16 protein-coding genes are annotated in these 20781 nt (G+C 41.5%); 3 read left to right on the top strand and 13 right to left on the bottom strand.

Annotated features, from left to right (window positions below; all coding sequences use genetic code 11):
• Positions 1-215 precede the first annotated feature (215 nt).
• From J8Z24_RS21100 to J8Z24_RS21090, 3 genes are all read left to right on the top strand, one after another.
• Positions 216-1937, top strand: a complete 1722-nt coding sequence (locus J8Z24_RS21100) for an acetolactate synthase 3 large subunit (RefSeq protein WP_147389821.1) — start codon at positions 216-218, stop codon at positions 1935-1937.
• Positions 1937-2434 (top strand): acetolactate synthase small subunit, encoded by a 498-nt coding sequence (gene ilvN, locus J8Z24_RS21095; RefSeq protein WP_252095798.1) that lies wholly within the window; start codon positions 1937-1939, stop codon positions 2432-2434. Before J8Z24_RS21100 ends, ilvN begins: the two co-directional genes overlap by 1 nt.
• Before the next feature lie 111 nt (positions 2435-2545).
• Positions 2546-3046: a DUF4240 domain-containing protein gene (locus J8Z24_RS21090; RefSeq protein ID WP_252095797.1), complete on the top strand. Its 501-nt coding sequence runs from the start codon at positions 2546-2548 to the stop codon at positions 3044-3046.
• Between the two features lie 22 nt (positions 3047-3068).
• Here the strand turns inward: J8Z24_RS21090 and J8Z24_RS21085 are convergent, their stop codons facing one another.
• The 13 genes from J8Z24_RS21085 to J8Z24_RS21890 form a co-directional block, all read right to left on the bottom strand.
• A complete protein-coding gene (locus J8Z24_RS21085) occupies positions 3069-5057 on the bottom strand; it encodes a methyl-accepting chemotaxis protein (RefSeq protein ID WP_252095796.1) in 1989 nt (662 codons plus the stop codon).
• A gap of 306 nt (positions 5058-5363) precedes the next feature.
• Entirely contained in the window at positions 5364-6479 is a 1116-nt protein-coding gene (asd, locus tag J8Z24_RS21080; protein ID WP_147389544.1) for an aspartate-semialdehyde dehydrogenase, read from the bottom strand.
• Positions 6480-6927: 448 nt separating this feature from the next.
• Complete coding sequence (locus J8Z24_RS21075) at positions 6928-9615, bottom strand: TonB-dependent receptor domain-containing protein (protein ID WP_125252900.1); 2688 nt, start codon at positions 9613-9615, stop codon at positions 6928-6930.
• Between the two features lie 77 nt (positions 9616-9692).
• Entirely contained in the window at positions 9693-11351 is a 1659-nt protein-coding gene (locus J8Z24_RS21070) for a beta-helix domain-containing protein (protein ID WP_252095795.1), read from the bottom strand.
• Between the two features lie 190 nt (positions 11352-11541).
• Positions 11542-12852, bottom strand: coding sequence for a tetratricopeptide repeat protein (locus J8Z24_RS21065; RefSeq protein WP_252095794.1), 1311 nt, complete (start codon positions 12850-12852; stop codon positions 11542-11544).
• 21 nt (positions 12853-12873) lie between these two features.
• Complete coding sequence (locus tag J8Z24_RS21060) at positions 12874-13479, bottom strand: energy transducer TonB (RefSeq protein WP_125252897.1); 606 nt, start codon at positions 13477-13479, stop codon at positions 12874-12876.
• A gap of 9 nt (positions 13480-13488) precedes the next feature.
• Entirely contained in the window at positions 13489-13899 is a 411-nt protein-coding gene (locus tag J8Z24_RS21055) for an ExbD/TolR family protein (RefSeq protein ID WP_010378708.1), read from the bottom strand.
• Positions 13900-13921: 22 nt separating this feature from the next.
• Entirely contained in the window at positions 13922-14449 is a 528-nt protein-coding gene (locus tag J8Z24_RS21050) for a MotA/TolQ/ExbB proton channel family protein (RefSeq protein WP_125252896.1), read from the bottom strand.
• Between the two features lie 2 nt (positions 14450-14451).
• Complete coding sequence (locus tag J8Z24_RS21045; RefSeq protein ID WP_252095793.1) at positions 14452-15819, bottom strand: MotA/TolQ/ExbB proton channel family protein; 1368 nt, start codon at positions 15817-15819, stop codon at positions 14452-14454.
• A gap of 14 nt (positions 15820-15833) precedes the next feature.
• Complete coding sequence (locus J8Z24_RS21040; RefSeq protein ID WP_125252894.1) at positions 15834-16583, bottom strand: DUF3450 domain-containing protein; 750 nt, start codon at positions 16581-16583, stop codon at positions 15834-15836.
• A 248-nt stretch (positions 16584-16831) separates the two neighbouring features.
• Positions 16832-18721 carry a methyl-accepting chemotaxis protein gene (locus J8Z24_RS21035; RefSeq protein ID WP_252095792.1) on the bottom strand — a complete coding sequence of 630 codons (1890 nt, stop codon included), beginning with the start codon at positions 18719-18721 and terminating at the stop codon, positions 16832-16834.
• A 352-nt stretch (positions 18722-19073) separates the two neighbouring features.
• Positions 19074-20348 (bottom strand): sugar MFS transporter, encoded by a 1275-nt coding sequence (locus J8Z24_RS21030; protein WP_176032301.1) that lies wholly within the window; start codon positions 20346-20348, stop codon positions 19074-19076.
• 180 nt (positions 20349-20528) lie between these two features.
• Positions 20529-20651, bottom strand: coding sequence for a hypothetical protein (locus J8Z24_RS21890; protein WP_286037151.1), 123 nt, complete (start codon positions 20649-20651; stop codon positions 20529-20531).
• Positions 20652-20781 lie beyond the last annotated feature (130 nt).

The raw sequence follows: 20781 nt of genomic DNA, 5'->3' as shown, positions 1-20781 counted from the left end.
ATCTAATCATGTGTAGGCTGAAGTTAATTTATTAATTAAGGCTTATTCAATGACACACTTTTTTCAAGTAATCGTTCTCGTGGTGGTACTGGTCTCTTCTTAGAGTTCAGCGGGGAGCTATTAGTTGAAAGAAATATACAAGCCCCGCAATCAGCGGGGCTTTTTTTGTTTAAAAGAATTAGTATCAGGTAGCACAATCGACGAGGAATGAGGTAATGGCAGAGCAATATAACGGCTCAGAGTTGGTAGTTAAAGCGTTGAGCGCATTAAAGGTTAAATACATATTTGGTTACCCTGGCGGTTCAGTATTGGATCTTTACGATGCACTTTTTCAGCAATCTGAAATTGAACATATACTAGTGAGACATGAGCAGGCTGCTACACATATGGCAGATGGCTATGCAAGAGCCACAGGTGAAGTTGGCGTAGTGTTAGCCACTAGTGGTCCTGGGGCAACAAACTGCATTACCGGTATTGCCACAGCTTATATGGACTCAATCCCAATGGTGGTATTGTCAGGGCAAGTTCCATCAAATCTCATTGGCGACGATGCCTTTCAGGAAACAGACATTGTTGGTTGTTCACGCCCTATCGTTAAACATAGTTTCAACTGTCGGAATGCCATTGATATTCCAGAAGTGTTGGCAAAAGCATTCTATTTAGCAAGTTCAGGAAGACCCGGGCCAGTAGTTGTTGAGCTTCCAAAGGACATTTTGAATCCTGCTTTGAGTTTTGATTTTGTTATGCCTCAAGATATTGATATGCGCACATATAATCCGAGTGTAAAGGGGCATTCCAAACAGATCCGAAAAGCCGTAGAAGCAATCATAGAAGCAAAACGCCTAGTTATATATTCTGGTGGCGGTATTATACTTTCTAATACTTCTGAAAAACTGACCGAGCTGGTTGAAAAACTCAATGCACCAATCACAAATACTTTAATGGGTCTTGGCGGGATAAGCGGCGAACACCCAAATTTTATTGGTATGTTGGGTATGCACGGTAGTTTAGAAGCAAATAAAGCGATGGCGAACGCAGACGTTATTTTGGCACTTGGTGCGCGATTTGACGATAGAGTGACCAATAACGTCAAAAAATTCTGCCCCAATGCAAAGATTGTCCATGTTGATGTTGATCCAACGTCTATTTCCAAGACTATTGTGGCACATATACCGGTTGTAGGCTGCTTGGACACAGTTATGGATCAACTTTTAAGGGGTATTGAAAAATGCGAAAAACGAATAGATAGAGCTGCTCAAGAAGACTGGTGGCAATGTATCACCAACTGGCGCTCGCAAAATTGTTTGGCTTTCACTCCTGGTGTAGACAAAATAAAACCGCAAACCGTTATCGAAAAACTTTATCAATTAACGCACGGAGAGGCTTATGTTTGCTCTGATGTAGGTCAGCACCAAATGTTTGCAGCTCAGTACTATCCTTTTAAAGCACCACGGCAATGGATTAACTCAGGGGGCTTGGGCACAATGGGGTTCGGACTACCTGCTGCAATGGGCGTTAAAATGGCATTTCCGAACAGTGAAGTGTTGTGCGTGACCGGAGACGGTTCCATCCAAATGAATATTCAAGAGCTATCTACCTGCTTGCAGTATGGTCTGGCAGTTAAAGTCATTTCGCTCAACAATCGATCGCTTGGCATGGTGCGTCAGTGGCAAGACATGATGTATGAAGGGCGTCATGCGAGCTCGTATATGGAATCGCTTCCAGATTTTGTCGCGCTCGCCGAGAGTTATGGGCATATTGGCATTAGAGTAGACACACCTGAGCAGCTTGATTCTGCGCTAGAAAAAGCTATGTCAATTAAAGATAGGCTCGTATTTTTAGATATTTTGGTCGATGAGTCTGAGCATGTATATCCGATGCAAATCAAGCAAGGTGCAATAGACGAGATGTGGTTAAAAAAAGGAGTAAAAGCATAATGAGAAGAATACTATCGATTTTATTAGAGAACGAGCCTGGCGCGCTTTCTCGTATTGTGGGATTATTTTCTCAGCGTGCATACAACATAGATAGCTTGACTGTAGGCACCACCGCAGATAAAACGTTGTCACGTATTACTATCACTACTCAAGGTGATGACCGTATTGTTGAGCAAATTACAAAACAAGTTAATAAACTGGTGGATGTGCTCAAGGTGATTGACCTAACGGATATGCAGCATATCGAAAGAGAGTTATTATTAGTAAAAGTATACGCCAGAGATGAGGTAACTCGGGCTGCTATCAACCGCGTTGCTGAGGTTTTTCAAGCCAGTATTATAGACATGGGCAAGCAGAGTTACTTATTGCAGATGGTAAGCTCTGCTGAGCGTCTTGAATCCTTCCTAGATTTACTGCGCCACGAAAGCGATATTATCGAATTGGTACGTTCAGGTGCCGTTGGTATTGGTCGCGGTGATAAGGCACTGAAAAGCTAGCCATATTCAAGTGACGTAGGCTGGTGTATATGAAAACTCGACGCCTGCGTTCGTTTACTCAGCGCAGGTTACTGGCTATAATCGCCGCTTTGTATGCTTTAGATGAAACACATGGAACTTGACCGCTTCTGGGAGCTAGTTACCGCCCCTAATAATACACAAGATTGTGACTATTTAAAAACACGTTTATCAGCGCTTAGCTGCGAGGAACTTGCGCAGTTTGATGGTATATATACAAAAGAACTCAGGGCTTTGTGGCATTGGGATAATTGGAAAGTTGCCTATGTAATTGCTGGCTGTAATAGCGAATACGATTTTTTAGATTTTTGTAACTGGACCATTAGTCGCGGGTCTGAAGCGATAAGTATTCTTATAACAGAGCCTGATGAGCTTGCTAATAAATTTGCTATTGCAACTAAGGATGACTTACCTTACCCATTTATCGATGAGTTAGATCTCGTGGCTGGACTACTATATGAAGAGAAAAGCCAAGAAGAACTGCCTTATCATAGTGTGGTGAACTTTCCCCCGCAGGGCAAAAAGTTTAAGAATAAGCCCAAATTACTTAAAGCTGAACTTCCTCAGCTGTTTAACCGATATTGGCTCGGTTAAACAGCTAAGAAACCGTGTTTGATTAATTTTTATCGATTTTAAATACATCCATTGTTCGTTGTAATGTATCACTATTGAGCTTCATGTCTTTAAAGAGTGTGTTTAATGCTCTTGAGGTATCTAATTCATGGTTAGCAGCTTCAAGCACGGCTGCCGTATTTTGCGAAATATCATTTGCCACTTCAGACTGCTGTGAAGCTGCTGTTGCAACGGACATGGTAAGTTTTTCAACATGAGAACTGTGCTCATTTACTCGCAGTGATACTTGTCGGGTCTCTTCCACTTCGGTCATGGTATTTTGTGTAAGGCGAGTATTGTCTCTAATTGACTTTACGACGTTTTGACTAATTTCAGATAAGCTGATCAGTAATGTTGATATTTGCTCTGATGATTGCTTACTGTTGTTAGCAAGCCCCCTAACCTCATCTGCAACCACTGCAAATCCTCTTCCGTGTTCTCCAGCTCTAGCAGCTTCAATTGCGGCGTTTAATGCAAGCAAATTGGTTTGCTCCGCGACACTACGAATAGAGTCAAGAATGGTATTAATTTCAGATACTTGCTTTTCCATGCTTGCAGCCATTACATCAACATCATTCATGCTGTTTGATAAAGTTTGCATCGTCTCTAAATTCTTTTGGTTGTCCGATAATAATTGCGCAGACTCACTATTTAATTGGTCGCTGGCATCGAGTGTTTCCTGAGCTAACTTAGCAATCTCTTGGCTAGTAGTCGCCATCTCTTCAATCGCTACAGCAATGCTAGAGGCCATTTCCTGCGTTCTTTTCGCGTCGTCGTTAACATTCGATGCCGCTGTGTGCATTTTTTCCCCAAGATGTGTGCCAACCTCAACGGACTTTGCCAATCCAACCATAAGATCTTTGAACGCAAAAATAGTGTTAAAAATGGACTCTGAAATCTGACCTAACTCATCTCGGGTGTTCAATCGCATGTCCAAAGTGAGATCGCCCTCTTCCGCAACACGTTTAAGTATTGTGGTTAACTTCGAAAGTTCTGAGCGAAGTGAACGGATTAAATGCAAATTAATGAGCGCAATGACGGTGAGTACAACAATGAACAGGCTGAAAATTATGATGCTATCAAACGCAATATCAGCTTTATTTTGTTGGCTATCGTGAATCGTTTCTGCCCATATGTTGTCTAATTTACTTTTTAGCTGAGTAATTCTCTGTGTTGCACTGCTAAACCACTGAGCGCTGGAAGGTAAAGTTTGGAAATCAAGCGGTTGTTGATTTTCAAGTTGATCTAGTATTCTGTTGAACTCAATCGCAGCTGGATCTGTTAAAAAATCTTGAATATTGTCTAGCTGGGTTCCTTCGAGTGCCGTTTCAAGTTGATGTAATGACATTTTTAACTGCGTACGAAAATAGCCGATGTCGTCCTTAACTGTGTTTGACATCGCCTTTTTTGCTAAAACACCATTTACTTTTCCTCTTATTTGCCCAAGCCTTTCTTTACTTTGAGCAATCAAAAATGCAATGGATAAATCTGAAGACAATGTTCTATCCGAAACATAAGACTGGATCCGGCCAGCTGTGTTAAGTGCTACTTGATTCAATTTGCTGTAGTAGTCAAACGCATTTGTCCCATTTTGACGATCTATTTCCGAGCGTATTTGCCGTTTGTTCTTTTCTACTTCGAAGATATATGGAAGCCATTTGTGAACACTCTTGTCATTTTTCAGTAATGTGTTACTCACCGACTTTAGTGTCTCGATTGATTGGTCAGCAATGACCCGTTGCTCATCAACTTTTTTCTTATTTTGGGCGCTCGGATTACCAAGGTAACCTGCGCTAAGGCCCCGCTCAACGGCATGCTGATGAGCTACCTTTTCCATAGCATCTAAAAGGGTGACATATTTAATATCTCTTTCGGCACTGGCATACTGAGTAAAATTGTTAAATACATTTTTCCCGACTAAAAGCACAAGCAAACTGAGTAGAGATACAGAGCTTATCAAGGTGAGCTGCATAATTGAGAATCTGTTTAACATACCCTTTCATTTCTCCGTGTTGTGAGCGCAGATTACTGTTTATTCAGGGTAACTATAGACCATCATTACAAGGGTGAGACATTTTGTGACCAACATCGTAAAGGAATTATTGCTTCAGAGCTCGATTTAGGTAAGGAATGCAGTTTAAAGCTGTGCTGTGGATAATCACTAAGAATAGTAAGTGGGGACGGATAACGATATAAAAGTTGTGCAGGCAGTAACTAGCGTCTTGATACTTACTCAAGTTGAGTAAGTATCAAGACAAAGGGTAATAATCTGGTCAAAGCGTTTTCAGTGACGAAAACGTTATCCGGTAATTATTCTTAACATTCTGCGTAGTGGCTCAGCTGCGCCCCACAGCAATTGGTCACCTACTGTGAATGCGCTGATATATTTTTCACCCATGCTTAGCTTTCTTATTCTTCCTATTGGAATATCTAGCGTACCGGTAACATTTACAGGTGTCAGTTCTTTGGCTGTGATATCGCGTTCGTTAGGAATTACCCTAACCCACTCATTATGTTCAGCCAAGATAGCTTCAATTTCATCGACGGTGCGATTTTCTCGCAGTTTAATCGTCAGTGCTTGTGAGTGACAGCGCATCGCGCCTATCCGAACGCACAAGCCATCGATAGGAATTGGTTGCTTAGATGAGCCCAGGATCTTGTTTGCCTCAACTTGTGCCTTCCACTCTTCCTTACTTTGACCAGACTCCATTGGAACGTCTATCCAAGGAATTAAGCTACCAGCAAGCGGTACTCCAAATTGATCTTTTGGTAATGAGTCGTCTTTAATTTTATCCGCAACAATCTTATCGATTTCCAAAATGGCAGAGCTTGGGTCGTCAAGCTGTGTCTTAACGCTACTGTGTATCTCTCCCATTTGCGTGATTAATTCACGCATGTTCCTCGCGCCAGCTCCGGATGCAGCTTGGTAGGTCATCGGGCTTACCCATTCAATGAGATCTTGCTCAAACAGTCCACCTAACGCTAATAGCATAAGTGACACTGTACAGTTACCGCCAACAAAGGTTTTAACACCTTGTTCTAACCCCTGTTGGATAACATCTTTGTTAACTGGATCAAGTACAATGATACTGTCTTGTTCCATTCTCAGCGCTGACGCTGCATCTATCCAATACCCATCCCAGCCTTGCTCACGCAATGTGTAGTAAACTGATTTGGTATAGTCCCCTCCCTGACAGGAGATGATTACATCCATCTGCGCGAGTGCGTCTATATCACTTGCATCTTTGAGGGGCTTTGGATCGCCAGCCCCATTGACCACTGGTCCCAGTTGACCTGCTTGAGAGGTAGTAAAAAAGTGCGCTTCTATGTTGTCGAAGTCATTTTCTTGCTGCATACGCTCCATAAGCACGGAGCCAACCATTCCACGCCAGCCGACGAGTCCTACTTTTTTCATGTTATATACCTTTATAATGTTTATACGGTTTATTGCGTGAGTCGTATGTCTAGATGGCTACCATAGCAAAAGAATTTAAGTTGGACTAGCTACAAATGGTGAATATTTAAGAATAAAAAACCCCGCAAAGCGGGGTTTGGATACAACATGTAAAGGTTGTCCTAATTAAACGCATCAGCGTTAATGAGAACTCGGTACAAAATAAGTTATAGTTTTGTTTTTAAAGCGCTTAAGTAATTTTACTAATTATCTGTTACAACTATATTAACAGCATAGTAACTTACTGAAGTATTTGGATATATTTATAGTATATAGACCAACTATACACAAAGTTACAGAATCAAGTCTATGAAATAACGATGAAGAATAGAAAAAATTTAGAAATCTTGATAAAGATCAAAAAAAGCCAAGGAAAAACCTTGGCTAGATTGGTAAGTTTAGTTTTCTTCTAGAATTCGTAGCTATAACTCAAGCTAATTGAAGTTCCAACGTCTTTTTGTCGAACGACAACATCAGACTGAGTGACTTCTTGGTCTTCGTTCAATAGGTTTTTCACCTTAAACTTAACCTTTGAGTTAAAGTCGGGATACCAAGTGTAAACAAGGTCTAGTGAATGGAATGGTTGCTCATACGCATCATCACGACCACCAATACCTGAAGCCAAAATACGCTCGCCAAACACATTGTATACCAATGAACCACTATGCTGGCCATCTGCAGAGTCATAGTTTAGCTGCATATTGACTACGTACTCTGAGTGCCCAGTCATACGTTTGGTTGGGTTGGTCAAGTTTCCTGCTCGCGCCGGATCGATGGATACTTCTGAGTCACTTAAAGTGATGTTACCTGAAGTGAAAAAGCCACTGGCGACACCTGATAAGTCATATAGCCACTCCGCTTCGATACCATATACTTCGCCTTCCTCACCGTTTACGAAGGTGGCGGTGTAATCTTCATCACCGACGCGTAGGATGGTCTCGATTGGTGCGGTAATATCTTTATAGAATGCCGCCACAGAGAAGTTGTCGCCATTATCCATATAATATTCAAAACGGGCATCATAGTTCTTTAAATCACTACTTTTAAGACCCGCAACACCAAAAGTACGGATGTCAGTTAATGGATCATAGTAAGCAACAGGTACAAGCTCACGTAAATCAGGACGAACGGTAGTCTCACCATAACCAAAACGTATCTGATAGTTACCATCCGACAGGTAAGTAAGTGATAAAGCATTAAAGAAATTATCTTCGTTTACTGTTCCTGCCAGAATACGCTCTTCGTCGTAAATGGTTTCCATGGTGACTCTATCGAAGATTAAACTTGATGTCGCAAGTGACACCTGCTTAAAGTCTTCATAACGAATACCACCACTGATCCGCCAAGTGTTATCAAAGAAAATATCAAATTCGCCGTAACCTGCATCTATTTTTTGAGCTGCAATATAATCGTCAGCAGCAGGTGCTTGAGGTTCGTTAAACGTTAATAAGAAGGTGTTGTTGTCTATAAACTCACTATCTAGGTAACTAGTAATCGAGTTAATTTCTGAGCTGTCAAAATTAACCGGAATAGAAATCCCGCTTTTGTTATTTACAACGAAATTGCTGGTGTTATAAACACGAGCACGATCCATAAAGTCATATCCACCTTTAAGGGTTATCTCTATACCGTCAAAGGTTAATGGTAAAGTTACGTTTCCGCTGTACGATTTGACATTGTCTTCCATGTCAGTAAACGCGTAAGTTACGCGGTTATCATCACCAGTTACAATAGAATTTTTATAGCTTCCATCATCGTTGTAGTTATCGATAAATTTAAAATCGATATCTGTTGGAATATCTGTCTGTGCTTTTGATTCGGTGTATTGCCAGTCTACACCTAGTCCCCAGTAGTCCAAGAAGGTGTGTTGGCCAACCACTTGATCAATGTCTAACGTGCGTTCTTCGTAATTAAACTGGTGGGAGCGCTGCGCAGCACCAGTCCCTGCAATGGTTCTTACAGTACTACCATTTGGGCTTTGTAAAACCGAGAGGTCAGATTCACGCTCATTATCTTCTAAATATATCTTAGAATATGAAATGTTATGCTGATCGAGGCGATAACCCAGATTAAGTACACCATTCATACGCTCAGTCTCAGTCGTCACTTCAGACGCCTTGAGGGTGACATAACAAGAGTTTGTAGTATCTTCTGCGGTTTCAAGTTTTGAAGTACAGTTTTCGGATAGGCTATCGTCAATTACACCGGTAGTTCGGTCGCTATAATTCCAGTCATTATCGTAAGAGCCGGCTAGCATAAAGCCTACGGTGCCACCAAACCAATCTTCTTGGAAGCTATTACCAATGTTTGCTTTTACATCAAAGTTGGGATCAAGTGACTCATTTTTCACTTCAATATCGCGAGGAAGAGACGTAACAAAGCCTTTTATGATGTCTATTGCTTGGTCTGCGCGAGTGAGTCCGTCTTGATCCTTAAAGCCGTTTTTGTCTACGACTTCTCCGATGTCAAAGTTACCACGATACCTTACTACAGCATCTTGCAGTACTTGTGGTATTCCCTCAGCGGTTCCACTAAAGGTGTAGCCCTTATCGGAATTAATATTTTGTCCAATTCCCAATTCTATTCCAGCTGTGAACTCCGACGGAACCGACTTGGTACGAATATCTATGTTACCGCCACCAAATGCAGCTGGCATTGAAGGTGAATACGCTTTTTGCACCGCTAGGCTTTCAATAATGCTAGCGGGAAATATATCCAACGGAATAACGTTTCTAGTTAGATCCGGGCTTGGTACAGCGGCACCATTTAATCGTGCACTAGAATAACGTTCGCCTAGACCACGAACATAAATAAATTTGCCGTCAACGAGTGTCAGACCTGTTACACGACGAAGTGCTGATGCCGCATCACTGTCGCCGGTGCGAGAAAGCTGCTCTGCACCTAAAATATCTGCAACGAACGCTTGGTTTTTACGCTCTTCGATTACTGCTGCAGCACTGCCTTGCAAACGAGTACCTACAGCAACAACTTCTTCAATTGCCTGTTCTTCTTCCGCCACACTCGGTAGAGAAGTTGCAACAGTAACTGCCGCACTTATGGCTAAAGCAACTTTTTTAAATTTCATTTGAGTATCCATATGCAATCCTGCCAAAAATCATAAAAAAGGCGCAATGACTGCGCCTTAATTGTAATAACTAAGGTCATTACTGATAATTAGTCTGCGTTTGAAGCCTCAATTGCTTTCTTAGCCCATTGATACCATTCAGATGAAGTGTCTGTATCTGATACTGCACCAATGTAATCGACTGTTGTGAAGAAAGCGTCATTTAATCCACTTAGGTTATTCGCATCAACGGTGATTGCTGTTGAGCTCGAATTTGTTGAGAAACCATCAGCAGCCAACACATCTTGCGCACCATTAAGAATTTGATTTACACCACCATTTACAAACCAATCTTCCTTACCTTCACCTGCAGGAAGTGGATCGGAGCCGTTTTTAAAGTTTGCTGCACAAGCAAGTACCGAGCTGTCATAATTTAGCGTATCAGCTTCAGCATTTGCAGCTGCGTCACCATCTTTAAACTCTAAACATTCAGTCCCGTTCGATGCTTCTGCTTTAACAATTAGTGCGTTGTAATACATGCCACGGATAGCGTCGTCAAACTTCATGCCTTGAGACTCATCATCATCTCGAATAGAGTTACCATCTGTAGTAATTACAGTTACATTTGCAAAGTTTAGTGTTGAGGCTGGTGCCTGACTATAATCGGCACCTGATGCCTTCTCACCGTCAGTTTCAAAGCCGTTGTTACCCATGAAACCTACCGTACCAGCTGGTAGAAGTACTGGATTACCATCGTCATCTGCATAAGTAACATCACGTTTAGTTTCGATAGTACCGTGCTTCACTAAGATAAACTGGCCTTTACCCTGCCAACCAGCGTCTACGTCTATCGCGTCGTCTTGCGTATCAGTTACGACGATGTTTTTGATGCTTGCAGCACCACCGAAGAATTCGATACCATCGTCAAAGCCTTGGTGAATATGCAAAAATTCAAAGCTAGAACCTGAGCCTACAGCGTTTAGCGTTAGCGAGTTCAAGTCGTCCCCAGGGCCACCATCACGAGGGCCTGAACCTGCATACCAAATGTGGGCATATTTGATTTGACCACTACTATCTGCATTATTGTTACCACCGTAGTAGCTGGTTACACCTTCAGAGTCAGCGTTACATAAATTAGCGTTGCGCTCTGCATCTGTACATTCGTTAGTAATACCAAAACCATTTACCATGATCCCACCCCAGTCAGCGAACTGTGGACCAATTCCTGCCAAGTCAAACGCTTCAAATTCAGCGGCTGAAGTAAAGCGAATAGGATCCGCTGCTGTGCCAACGGCGTTAATTTTTGCACCACGAGCAATACGCACGACAGATTCACCTGATGTGAATGCCATTACCGCGCCCGGCTTTATTTCAAGTGTTGGACCAGTTTCTGAAATAGTACAGCTTGTTGCGGTATTACAATCTTTACCAATTAGTAGTGCACCTTTAAATACATGTGCACCACCATTTTCAAGTTTTGCAAATGAAATATCAGATTCTATTTCTAACGATTTAGATGCAAAGTCGGTACCGTATACACAGTGAGGTGCTTGGAATTGACCTTGAACTTCAGTACTGCCCACAGTACGTGCTGTACATGGGTTTTCTGCTACCGGAGGAGGTGTTTCGCCGCCATTGTTGCTGGTGTTATTTGAATTATTAACGCTGTTATCGTTTACCGTAGGCGTAACTTCGATGTCACCACCACAACCAGTTAATGCCATAGCAGCGACGATTGCAGAGACTCTGAAGAGGTTTTTTAGTTCCATTGCTAACTCCAAGTAGTAGACTTTAAAAAATTATTTTTTTACTGTTTTTAAATGATGTGACTAAATTAATGGTGTTTTATTACATGAAGATTACACCAAGTGCTTGTAATTAAATCTTCATAAATAAAAATGGAACTTTATAAATAAAAAAACCGCCCGAAGGCGGCTTTGGTGTTGCGATTATAAAATATTATAATAATGCTTGTTTTAATGTCTCAGCATTAACTTTTTCTCTTTTAACATATTTAATCCATTGCTTGGCTAAATTTGCTGATTTTTTATGCTTTTCAGCTTGTTCAAATGCTAATATGGATGCGTCAAAATTTTGCAGATTAAATTGTGCCATACCAAGTGCAACGTAAGCATTTGATTCAAAGTTTAGTTCGCCCTTATTTAGTGCCATACGTGCGTAATCAGCCGCTTCTTCATATTTTTCAAGGTTTAGATAGATCTCAGCAAGCCGTTGATCTAAATTGCCATGTTCAACTTTCTCAGTGGCAGCAATAAAATATGGAAGCGATTTTTTATCTTCCCTAGCTTGTACGAATGCTTCGGCGATAAAGGTAAGATTTTTGGCATTATCCTCAACAACCTTTGCTTTTATTCCTTGATCTAATATTTCAGCGGCTTTATAAGGCAGTGAGTTCATTAAATATACCTGTGCAAGCTGCATATAGTCAGATTTTGATTTAATGAAACCTCGTTGCTTCGCAGTTTCAAATGTAGCCAGCTGTTTTTTATCTGCACCTACTTCCCCATACATTCCACCCAATTGGATCCAATATTGAGGTTTGTCATAAAGGTTAACCATTTTTTCTAGCACCTTAACAACGTTTTTAGGCTGTCCAAGTGAATAATAAATAGCACGTTGTAGAACTAGCCAGTTCTCTTTTGGTAAATCACCTTCTGACTCAACTATATTAATAGCCGAGTTAATATTATTAATTGCATCATTATACATTTTTAGCTGATATTGCGCTTGTGCTTTTAAAATATAAAAGTTGCTTTTAGGGGCTTGAGGTGTTGCTGCGCTCCACTCGTCAAGAAACCTTAGAGTCAGATTGAAGTCATTGTTGGCCATTGCCAATTGAGCCAAACTAAATGTGGTCGAAAGGCGTAATGACTCAGGAATAGCTTCTTGCTTAATGACTGCTTGGAATGACTCAATCGCTTTATCAAGCTGGTTTTCGTTGTAGTAAATAAAACCATAAAAGTTGTGCATCATAGCAACTTCATAACTATTCATACTGGATGCACGCTCTTTGACTGAATCAAGAGCTGCTAAGCCTTCAGTTACTTGACCGTCGTCTGCGAGTTTTTGCGCACGAGCTAGTTGGCTATACACTTTTTCGCGTAATGCAGGCACTCGTTTGGTTTTCGTTTCTGAGTCTGCATAAGCCGTTGCCAAATTAACATTTGGTAAGACTGAAATGAGACTTGGCATTATTAACCCTGTGCTAAATAATGCACTTAATAAAGTAATTTTTTTAAACATTTTCATAATCGCAATCCTTAATGACGGTTAGCCATTAATTTGAAATGAAATCTTATTTTGAACACCCGCAACTTCAACCGGTTCACCGTTAACTACGCGAGGTTTGTATTTAAATTTCAATGCCGCATCAAGCGCTGCTTGGTCGAAGATTGATTCCGGTTCAGCGCTTACTACAACAGGGTTTCTCACAGTGCCTTGTTTAGTTACAATGAACTCAACAATCACATACCCCTCAATTCCGCGTGATAACGCCCGTCTTGGATATACCGGCGCAACTTTCACGATTGGCAGATATTCACCATCACTGGACTCAAGCGCCAAACCACCTGCCAAATCTACGTCAGCATCGACGTTAGCAGTAAAGTCAAAGCTTCCTGCGTTGGTATCCAGATTGTTACTCTGTGTTTGTGGTGCTTCCATTGGCGGTGGAGGCTCTTTTGGCGTTGGCGGCTTTTGTGGTTTGCGCTCTTTCTTCTCGACAGTTTCTTCTTTTTTAAGGCGAACAAAGTCTAACACTTGTCCTTTTACAGGATCGGTCATTGCGCCTTCCCCTCCTTGGATTAGCGCTTGCATACCCAAGAAGAGAAAGAAGGTAACTATGCCCGCAATTACTAAAGCAATTAAGTAACGCATGGTATATTCCTATGACTCCTGTGCCGCAATTGAAACATCAAATGCGCCAGCTGCGCGTGATGCATCCATTACTTTAATTAGCGTGTCAGTAGTTGCCTTTTTATCAGCTTGAATAACTACACTCCCCTGCGGATTTTCCGCTTTAAGACGCTCAATGTTTGCTTGAACTGCGCGGATATCTACTTGGCGTTTGTTAATCCAAATTTCACCAGTATCTGAAATTGCAACTAGGATATTGGCTCTTTGCTTTTTCACTGCGGTAGCCGCTTCTGGGCGGTTAACATCAATACCCGCCTCTTTGACGAAAGAAGCTGTAACAATGAAGAAGATAAGCATGATAAATACAACGTCCAGCATAGGTGTCATGTTGATTTCTTCTGCTTCTTCTTCTTGGAATACTTTTGCAAGTGGTGCTCTCATAATTCTTTCCTCACACTGCCAACTAATGGTCTAGTAGCAGTTTGTCTTCTAACAATTCAACTTCACGTTTGGCTTTACGTTGTAAATAGGTTGATGCAAATACACCTGAAAGTGCGCCAACCATGCCCGCCATTGTTGGTATAGTCGCTTTTGATACCCCAGATGCCATCGAGCGTGCGCTCCCTGAGCCTGTAATAGCCATCACATCAAACACTTCAATCATGCCGGTTACCGTACCAAGAAGTCCTAATAACGGACAAAGCGCAACCATGACATTAATGTAAGGTAAGTTGGCATTGAGTTTGATCCCTACGCGAGAGATAGTGGCTTGCCTTATCTGCTCTGCGTTCCAACTGTTACGCTCATCTCGAGAGTTCCAAGCTTGTAGGACGTCGTTTTTGTAGCTTCTGTATTTTCCGAACACAAACATAAAACGTTCTAGAATAAGTAGCCACATAGCGAAGGTTACGAAGCCGATGACCAGGAGAACCTGGCCACCCGTATCAAGGAATTCACGTAAAGCGTTAATTGCATCAAGCAATACAACCACGATTACGCTCCTTTCTCGCTACGCTCAGCAATGATCCCTGCACTTTGCTCTTGCAGAATAAGCAGCAAGTTACGAGAACGAGTGTTTAATAAGGTATAAAGGAATACCGTTGGGATAGCGACAACCAGACCAAGTACGGTGGTCACGAGTGCCTGAGAAATACCACCAGCCATGAGTTTAGGGTCGCCCGTACCAAACAGGGTAATTGCTTGGAAGGTGTTAATCATACCTGTCACTGTACCTAGTAGACCAAGTAGCGGCGCGACGACGGAAATAATTTTGATTAATGTCAGGTTACGTGTGATCTTTGGCATTTCACGAAGGATTGCTTCGCTAAGCTTTAGCTCTAGCGTGTCATAAGCAACATCTGGGTATTGTTCTTTTACTTTCATCACGCGTCCTAACGGGTTGTCGTCACGGGCAACGCTATCTTTAAGCTGACGATTGATTTTTGAGCCCATTAACATTAGGGATATAAAACGCTCAATTGCAATAAGAAGTGCTAACAAACCAACACCTAAAATAACGTAACCTACCGCGCCACCTTGGTGTACTTGTTCTTCGGTATTTGGCGCTTGTACTAGTAGACCGAGAATTGAACCTCCTGTTGGGTCAAGGGCAAAATCGACAGAACCGGTCTTCGCATTTTGTAATTCACCCGCTGTTGAGGTGAAGCGAGACGCTGGCTGACGAGTCAGTTCTGAAATGGTTTGTGTATCATTGTTGTAAGTTAGGTATTTCCCGTCAGCGATTAAGTTAAACGCACCAACACGAAGTACTTCTTTATTCTGTTTTGCACCACCGGCTACAATCACTTCGGTATTAAAGCGTGATACTTTACCTTGTTCAGTCATTTCTCGTTGCATTTCAAACCAGACTTTTTCTATGTCTTCGATTGATGCAAGGCGCGACGTTGAACCCATTTTTTTAGCAAGCTCAGTCATGTAGTCATCACGACCTTTAATTTCCGCTGATACCACAGATGTTGCGAACTTGTTCGAACTATCACCAGCAACTTGCTGAAGTACACCAAATAGCTCTTTTAGCGTTCCCATACGCTTACTAAGGGTGTCACTTAAATTCGCCAGTTTAATCTCGTTTTCTTCAAAATTAGTTTCTAGACGCTCTGATTTTGCGAGCGCTTGGTTGCGCTCTGCAGTTAATGTGTTCAACATTTGGATCTGGTTGTTTTGCTGTGCTTTGAAGTCAGCTTCACGTTGCTTGTTTTGCGCTGTTTGTGCCGTTTGACCCTGCTCTAAGGTTTTTAGCAGTGAATCCAAATCTAATGCCTGCTCAGCATGCGCAGATGCGGTCAACGCAAGTGTTGTTGCGAAAATAGCGTGTTTAGTGAATTGTTGTAGGAATTTCATGATAGCCTCACCTGTTACTCAGCAGCTTGAACTGGAAGCGTTAGCATGTCTGGTGCTAATTGTTTGCGTGCGATGCGAATGCCTTTATTAATTTGGCTAATGTTGGTATCTGGAAGTGTTTCAAAAGCTTGGCTGTCTTTGTTCCAGAAACCCGCTTGGCTACCATCTTTAGTGACGTAAAGTAGTTCAAGTCGACCAATTCTCAGAAACTCTACCTCACGCTCCTGTCCATTCACGTCTAATAGTGCGGTATATGCTTCGATTGTTCGGCCGTAATCGACTTCAACTTGATAAGCCTCTAATACACGACGAAACTTTTCACTAGATGAAATATCTGCACGATCCATCAGGTTATTAAGTTGAGTGATACGTTCAGCACGCTCTTTGGGAAGGAATGGTACGTCTAATTCGACGAACTGTTGCAAGCCTGTGATCATGCGCATCATTAATGGCGTGATCTGGCGCTCAATCACCGAAACTTGATCCATCGACGTATTAATCGCTGACATTTCTTCAAGTTGGTTTGTTATTTGTTTTTCTAACTGAGCGTTATAAACAGATAACCCATCAATCTCTTTGTTCAGAGTTTTAAATTTTTGCAGTCGAGATTGCATGTCATCTGCAATATTATCGATCTTTTCCTGTGACTTTAATGCGGATCCATTAATTGCCATGCTTTTATTCATGGCTTGGTCTAATTCTGTTGCGCCGGCAGAGGCCGTCGCTAGCATACCTGCTATAAGCAAGTGGTTAACGCACTTCATCGCATACACCTTATAATTATTGCTAGTTACTTAAAAACTGCGGGCAGTCTAAATAGTGAAAATGACAACCATGTTGCGCAACTAATACATAATTATTACAACTGTCATGATTTCGACGCTTTAGGTGCAAGTTACTGATTTTTTTAATCTTTGTGTTGTTAATGGAATGTTTATAGCTATGTTTGTAATAAAAACATCATAAAAAAGCCGCTTATGTTAAGCGGCTTTTCATCTTAGGGTAAACTTGTTTAAACCTTAAATTTGAGCACCATTTGTTCTAATTCATCAAACTGTGCTTTCAATGACTTACACTCGTCGAGTGTAGCGGTGAGGTTGTTACTACCTTGAATACTTAAGTCGCTTATGTGATGAATATCACTATCAAGTGATTGGATCACGGTATTTTGTTCATTGGTCGCGCTAGCAACCGCATGATTGACACCATCAATAGCATCAATCGAGTTGCTTACTTCTTGCATTTTCGTACCAGAAGCGTTCGCCCTTTCGGCACTTCGAGCGGAGTCTTCGAGGCTTGCTTTCATTACTGCAACTGCGGATGATGAGCCCTGTTGTAACTGCGCGATGGTGCTTTCAATTTCTTGTGTTGATTCTTGGGTACGCTGCGCTAATTGTCTTACTTCATCAGCAACTACAGCAAAACCACGCCCTGCCTCTCCAGCCCTAGCAGCTTCAATAGCAGCATTAAGAGCAAGTAAATTCGTTTGCTCACTTACGCCTTTTATGACTTCTAGTACTTGGCCTATGCTACCTGATAGCTTGTCTAACCCATCTAAGGTTTCTTGGGCTTGTGACATTTTTTGCGTCAGTGCGGCTATTTCTTCGATATTTTCAGTAAGCGAATGCTGGCTTTCCACGGAAAGCTTGTTGGCATTACTCGCAAGTTCAGATGCGTGAGTGGCGCTGCTTGAGATCTCTTGTGCACTTGAAGAAAGCTGGTTTATTGCTGTAGCAACACTGTCAGTTCGTTTAGATTGATCAGTATACATAGATAACGTGTCTTGTGTTTGTGCTACCAGACTATTTACTACATTCTCAAGTGTCACAGTCGTATTTTTAACTTGTGTGATTGAAGCATGGATCTTATCGATAAATTGGTTGAAATAATCAGATAGCTCGCCAAACTCATCTTGATTTTCTATCACCAACCTGCGGGTAAGGTCGCCTTCACCTTGAGCGATATCTTTGATGGCAGCGTTTAGGTTATACATAGGGCGCATAAGATACTTGAGCAATAGTTGCAGCATCACAACAATAGCAATTACACCAAGTAGCATATAGATAGCTGCCATATTTCTAAAAGAGGACACTGATGAATAAGCAATTTCTTTGTTGATAACAACACCAAGGTACCAGTCAACGTTTTTAATGCCATTCATCTTTACAAATGACACTATCTTTTCTGTACCGTCTATTTCAAGCTCCGTAAACTCCCTACTCAACGGTAAATTCTGGCCGAACAAGTCGGACATCGGCTTGTCATTCAGCTCGGCATTGGGGTGACTAAGTATCTTTCCGCTTTTATCAAGTAGAAAGCCGTAGCCGAATCCTAAAAAGTCAATTTCATTGATAATTTTTGTGATAGTTGACATGTCAATGTCACCGCCAGCGACTCCAGCAAAGCGGCCTTGAAATTTAACCGGTACCACGGCTGAAATTGTAAATTCATTTGTTGTTACATCAATATACGGGGCAGTAAAAGCGGTGTCTTGTTTTTGTTCTGCGAGCTTATACCAAGGGCGGCTGGTGGCATCAAAATCAGCGGGAAGTTGAATGCTTGGATCGTCCAACACAAACGTACCATCAGGTGTTCCGATAAACACGTTTTTAAAGTTCCCAGCGACATCAGCAGTTTTTAATCTTCTTCTTATTTGTTCTATTGAGTCATCAGCTTTATGCCCTTGGGCGATGGACACCACGATTTCAAGCCTGTTATTGAGCCAATTAGCGATATTCTGCGAAACAGAACTGGAGATCTCTTGCAAAACCAGAGTGAGTCGAGTTTGCGTTTGATCTCGCATGACCAAAAAATTGTTGATAGTAAACAAGCCAAGTACAATTACGAGTACAAGAGAGGCTGCTACGGTTACTTTGGTGGTGAACTTTAGCGCTTTAAACATGATGATCCTGTTGAACTTGTTCTTTTAGTAATTAGGCGTATGCGCAGCTAATTAGTTGTTTATTATGGTATTGGAAAGTTAATTCCGATAGCACCATTTTTATCAAAAATCCTAAGACTTGTCTTTGTTTATCGGCAGTAAATTCGCTAAGTTTAGATTTAAGAACAGATATCTAGCCTATTCATAAAACGATTATGATTTTTTGGAACGTTCCTGCGGGTTACCGAGAATTGCGGCTATGAATACGTATTCAGTCACTATGATGATTGGAGGGGAAAATAAAAAGGTGAGCATAGCGCTGCTCACCTTTACCTTATTGTTAAGGGGTCTTAAAAAATTAGGCTAGGCTGTATTAATTTAGTCTTGTCTGCCATTTCTGAGAGAGCTTGATAACATTTAGACCATACCAGGCGATGTAGACATAAAATACCAAAGGTACGATAAAGCTAATTTGGATATGGAAATTATCAGCGATAACGCCCTGTAATAAAGGCACAATTGCCCCCCCTACTATCGCTAAACACAGCCAACCTGAGCCTTTACTGGTCAATGAGCCAAGCCCCTCGATGGCCATAGAAAAAATCGTTGGGAACATAATTGAGTTAAATAGACCAATCGCTAATACAGCAATCATTGCGATATTGCCTTGTGTGCTCATTGTCAGTGCAAGCAACAAAATAATGACCACCGCATTAAAGGCTACGGCTTTAGATGGGGCAACTGTTTTTAATACCGCTGAACCAATAAAACGTCCAACCATTGCACCGCCCCAGTAATAACCAATGAGCTTAGCTGCTGCATGTTCCTTTAACCCTGCTATTTCAGGCTGTGCGAAATAATTCACTAAAAAGCTACCTATCGCAACTTCAGCACCTACATAACTAAAAATAGCAAACACGCCCATGACAAGATGTGGCGCTTGGATAAGTTTGTGGTTTTTTGCTTTACAATCTACGGCTTCAGTGTGCTCTGCAATAATTGGCAGCTTTAGGAATGCAAATACGATGGCAATGCTTAGTAACGCTGCGGCCAAAATTAAATAAGGGATCTTCACAGAATCTGCGTTTGCAGCGGCTTCCACTGTTAATGTTCCTGCGGTTCCAAATAATAAAAAGCCACCAACAATGGGTCCAACAGTTGTACCTAACGCATTAAGTGCTTGTGCAAGATTTAATCTACTTGATGCTGTCTTAGGATCGCCTAAAGCTGCCACATAGGGGTTTGCAGACACTTGCAAAATAGTGATCCCTGATGCAAGTACAAATAATGCAGATAGGAAAATCCAATATTCATGGACCACCACTGCGGGGTAGAACATCATGCACCCGAGCGATGCGACGATTAACCCTGTCATCACTCCATTTTTATATCCGAACCGTTTTACCAAATGCCCTGCTGGTAACGAGATTATAAAATAGGCACTAAAAAAACAAAATTGAATAAGCATGGCTTCAGTATAACTAAGGTCAAAAACTCCCTTCAATCTGGGAATAAGCACATCATTTAATACGGTGATAAATCCCCATAAGAAGAATAGTGTTGTCATTGCAATAAGCGGAAGTCGATAATTGTTATTCTCGGCGTTCGCGCTTGTGACGAAGGTTTGCTTTGTATTTAATTCGCTCACAAGTGATACTCCAGTTTATTTTCACTTTGATTCTACACAGTGTTACAAGAAAGTCACAAGTGATTTGTTGGAACGTTCCGATTTTTGTTTGGCTTTTGATTCCAGTTTACTGGGTCATAGAAGAGAGGTGGCTTATTAGCAGAACAATTGCATTATGCGGTGGTATACCTTTATCTAATACTATAACTTACGTAACCAAGTTGGTGGGTTATGGGGAAAGCCTTCAATATTTTCATCATCATGGCGAGCTGCGATTTCGGCACTGGTTGTTGGAAACTGGATATAAAACAACAGAAGTTGCACGTTGCTTTACTGGCGTGCGTCATCAATGAGGAAAAGTGTAAAAACAATGTATGTACAGACGCAATTGCACTGCTTAATTAAAAAAGCAGTATGGCAGCATAAATTTATATGAAGATAAAGTTTACGACCT

It is taken from the genome of Pseudoalteromonas sp. SCSIO 43201, assembly GCF_023716725.1.
Lineage (GTDB): Bacteria > Pseudomonadota > Gammaproteobacteria > Enterobacterales > Alteromonadaceae > Pseudoalteromonas > Pseudoalteromonas peptidolytica.
This window is presented reverse-complemented; position numbering and strand designations above follow the sequence as displayed.

Excerpts from the sequence above, each read along its gene's own strand:
- J8Z24_RS21045 (WP_252095793.1), bottom strand. The coding sequence starts at position 15,819 with ATGAAATTCCTACAACAATTCACTAAACACGCTATTTTCGCAACAACA.
- J8Z24_RS21100 (WP_147389821.1), top strand. The coding sequence starts at position 216 with ATGGCAGAGCAATATAACGGCTCAGAGTTGGTAGTTAAAGCGTTGAGC.
- J8Z24_RS21075 (WP_125252900.1), bottom strand. The coding sequence starts at position 9,615 with ATGGATACTCAAATGAAATTTAAAAAAGTTGCTTTAGCCATAAGTGCG.
- ilvN (WP_252095798.1), top strand. The coding sequence starts at position 1,937 with ATGAGAAGAATACTATCGATTTTATTAGAGAACGAGCCTGGCGCGCTT.
- J8Z24_RS21035 (WP_252095792.1), bottom strand. The coding sequence starts at position 18,721 with ATGTTTAAAGCGCTAAAGTTCACCACCAAAGTAACCGTAGCAGCCTCT.
- asd (WP_147389544.1), bottom strand. The coding sequence starts at position 6,479 with ATGAAAAAAGTAGGACTCGTCGGCTGGCGTGGAATGGTTGGCTCCGTG.
- J8Z24_RS21090 (WP_252095797.1), top strand. The coding sequence starts at position 2,546 with ATGGAACTTGACCGCTTCTGGGAGCTAGTTACCGCCCCTAATAATACA.
- J8Z24_RS21065 (WP_252095794.1), bottom strand. The coding sequence starts at position 12,852 with ATGAAAATGTTTAAAAAAATTACTTTATTAAGTGCATTATTTAGCACA.
- J8Z24_RS21085 (WP_252095796.1), bottom strand. The coding sequence starts at position 5,057 with ATGTTAAACAGATTCTCAATTATGCAGCTCACCTTGATAAGCTCTGTA.
- J8Z24_RS21055 (WP_010378708.1), bottom strand. The coding sequence starts at position 13,899 with ATGAGAGCACCACTTGCAAAAGTATTCCAAGAAGAAGAAGCAGAAGAA.
- J8Z24_RS21060 (WP_125252897.1), bottom strand. The coding sequence starts at position 13,479 with ATGCGTTACTTAATTGCTTTAGTAATTGCGGGCATAGTTACCTTCTTT.
- J8Z24_RS21040 (WP_125252894.1), bottom strand. The coding sequence starts at position 16,583 with ATGAAGTGCGTTAACCACTTGCTTATAGCAGGTATGCTAGCGACGGCC.
- J8Z24_RS21070 (WP_252095795.1), bottom strand. The coding sequence starts at position 11,351 with ATGGAACTAAAAAACCTCTTCAGAGTCTCTGCAATCGTCGCTGCTATG.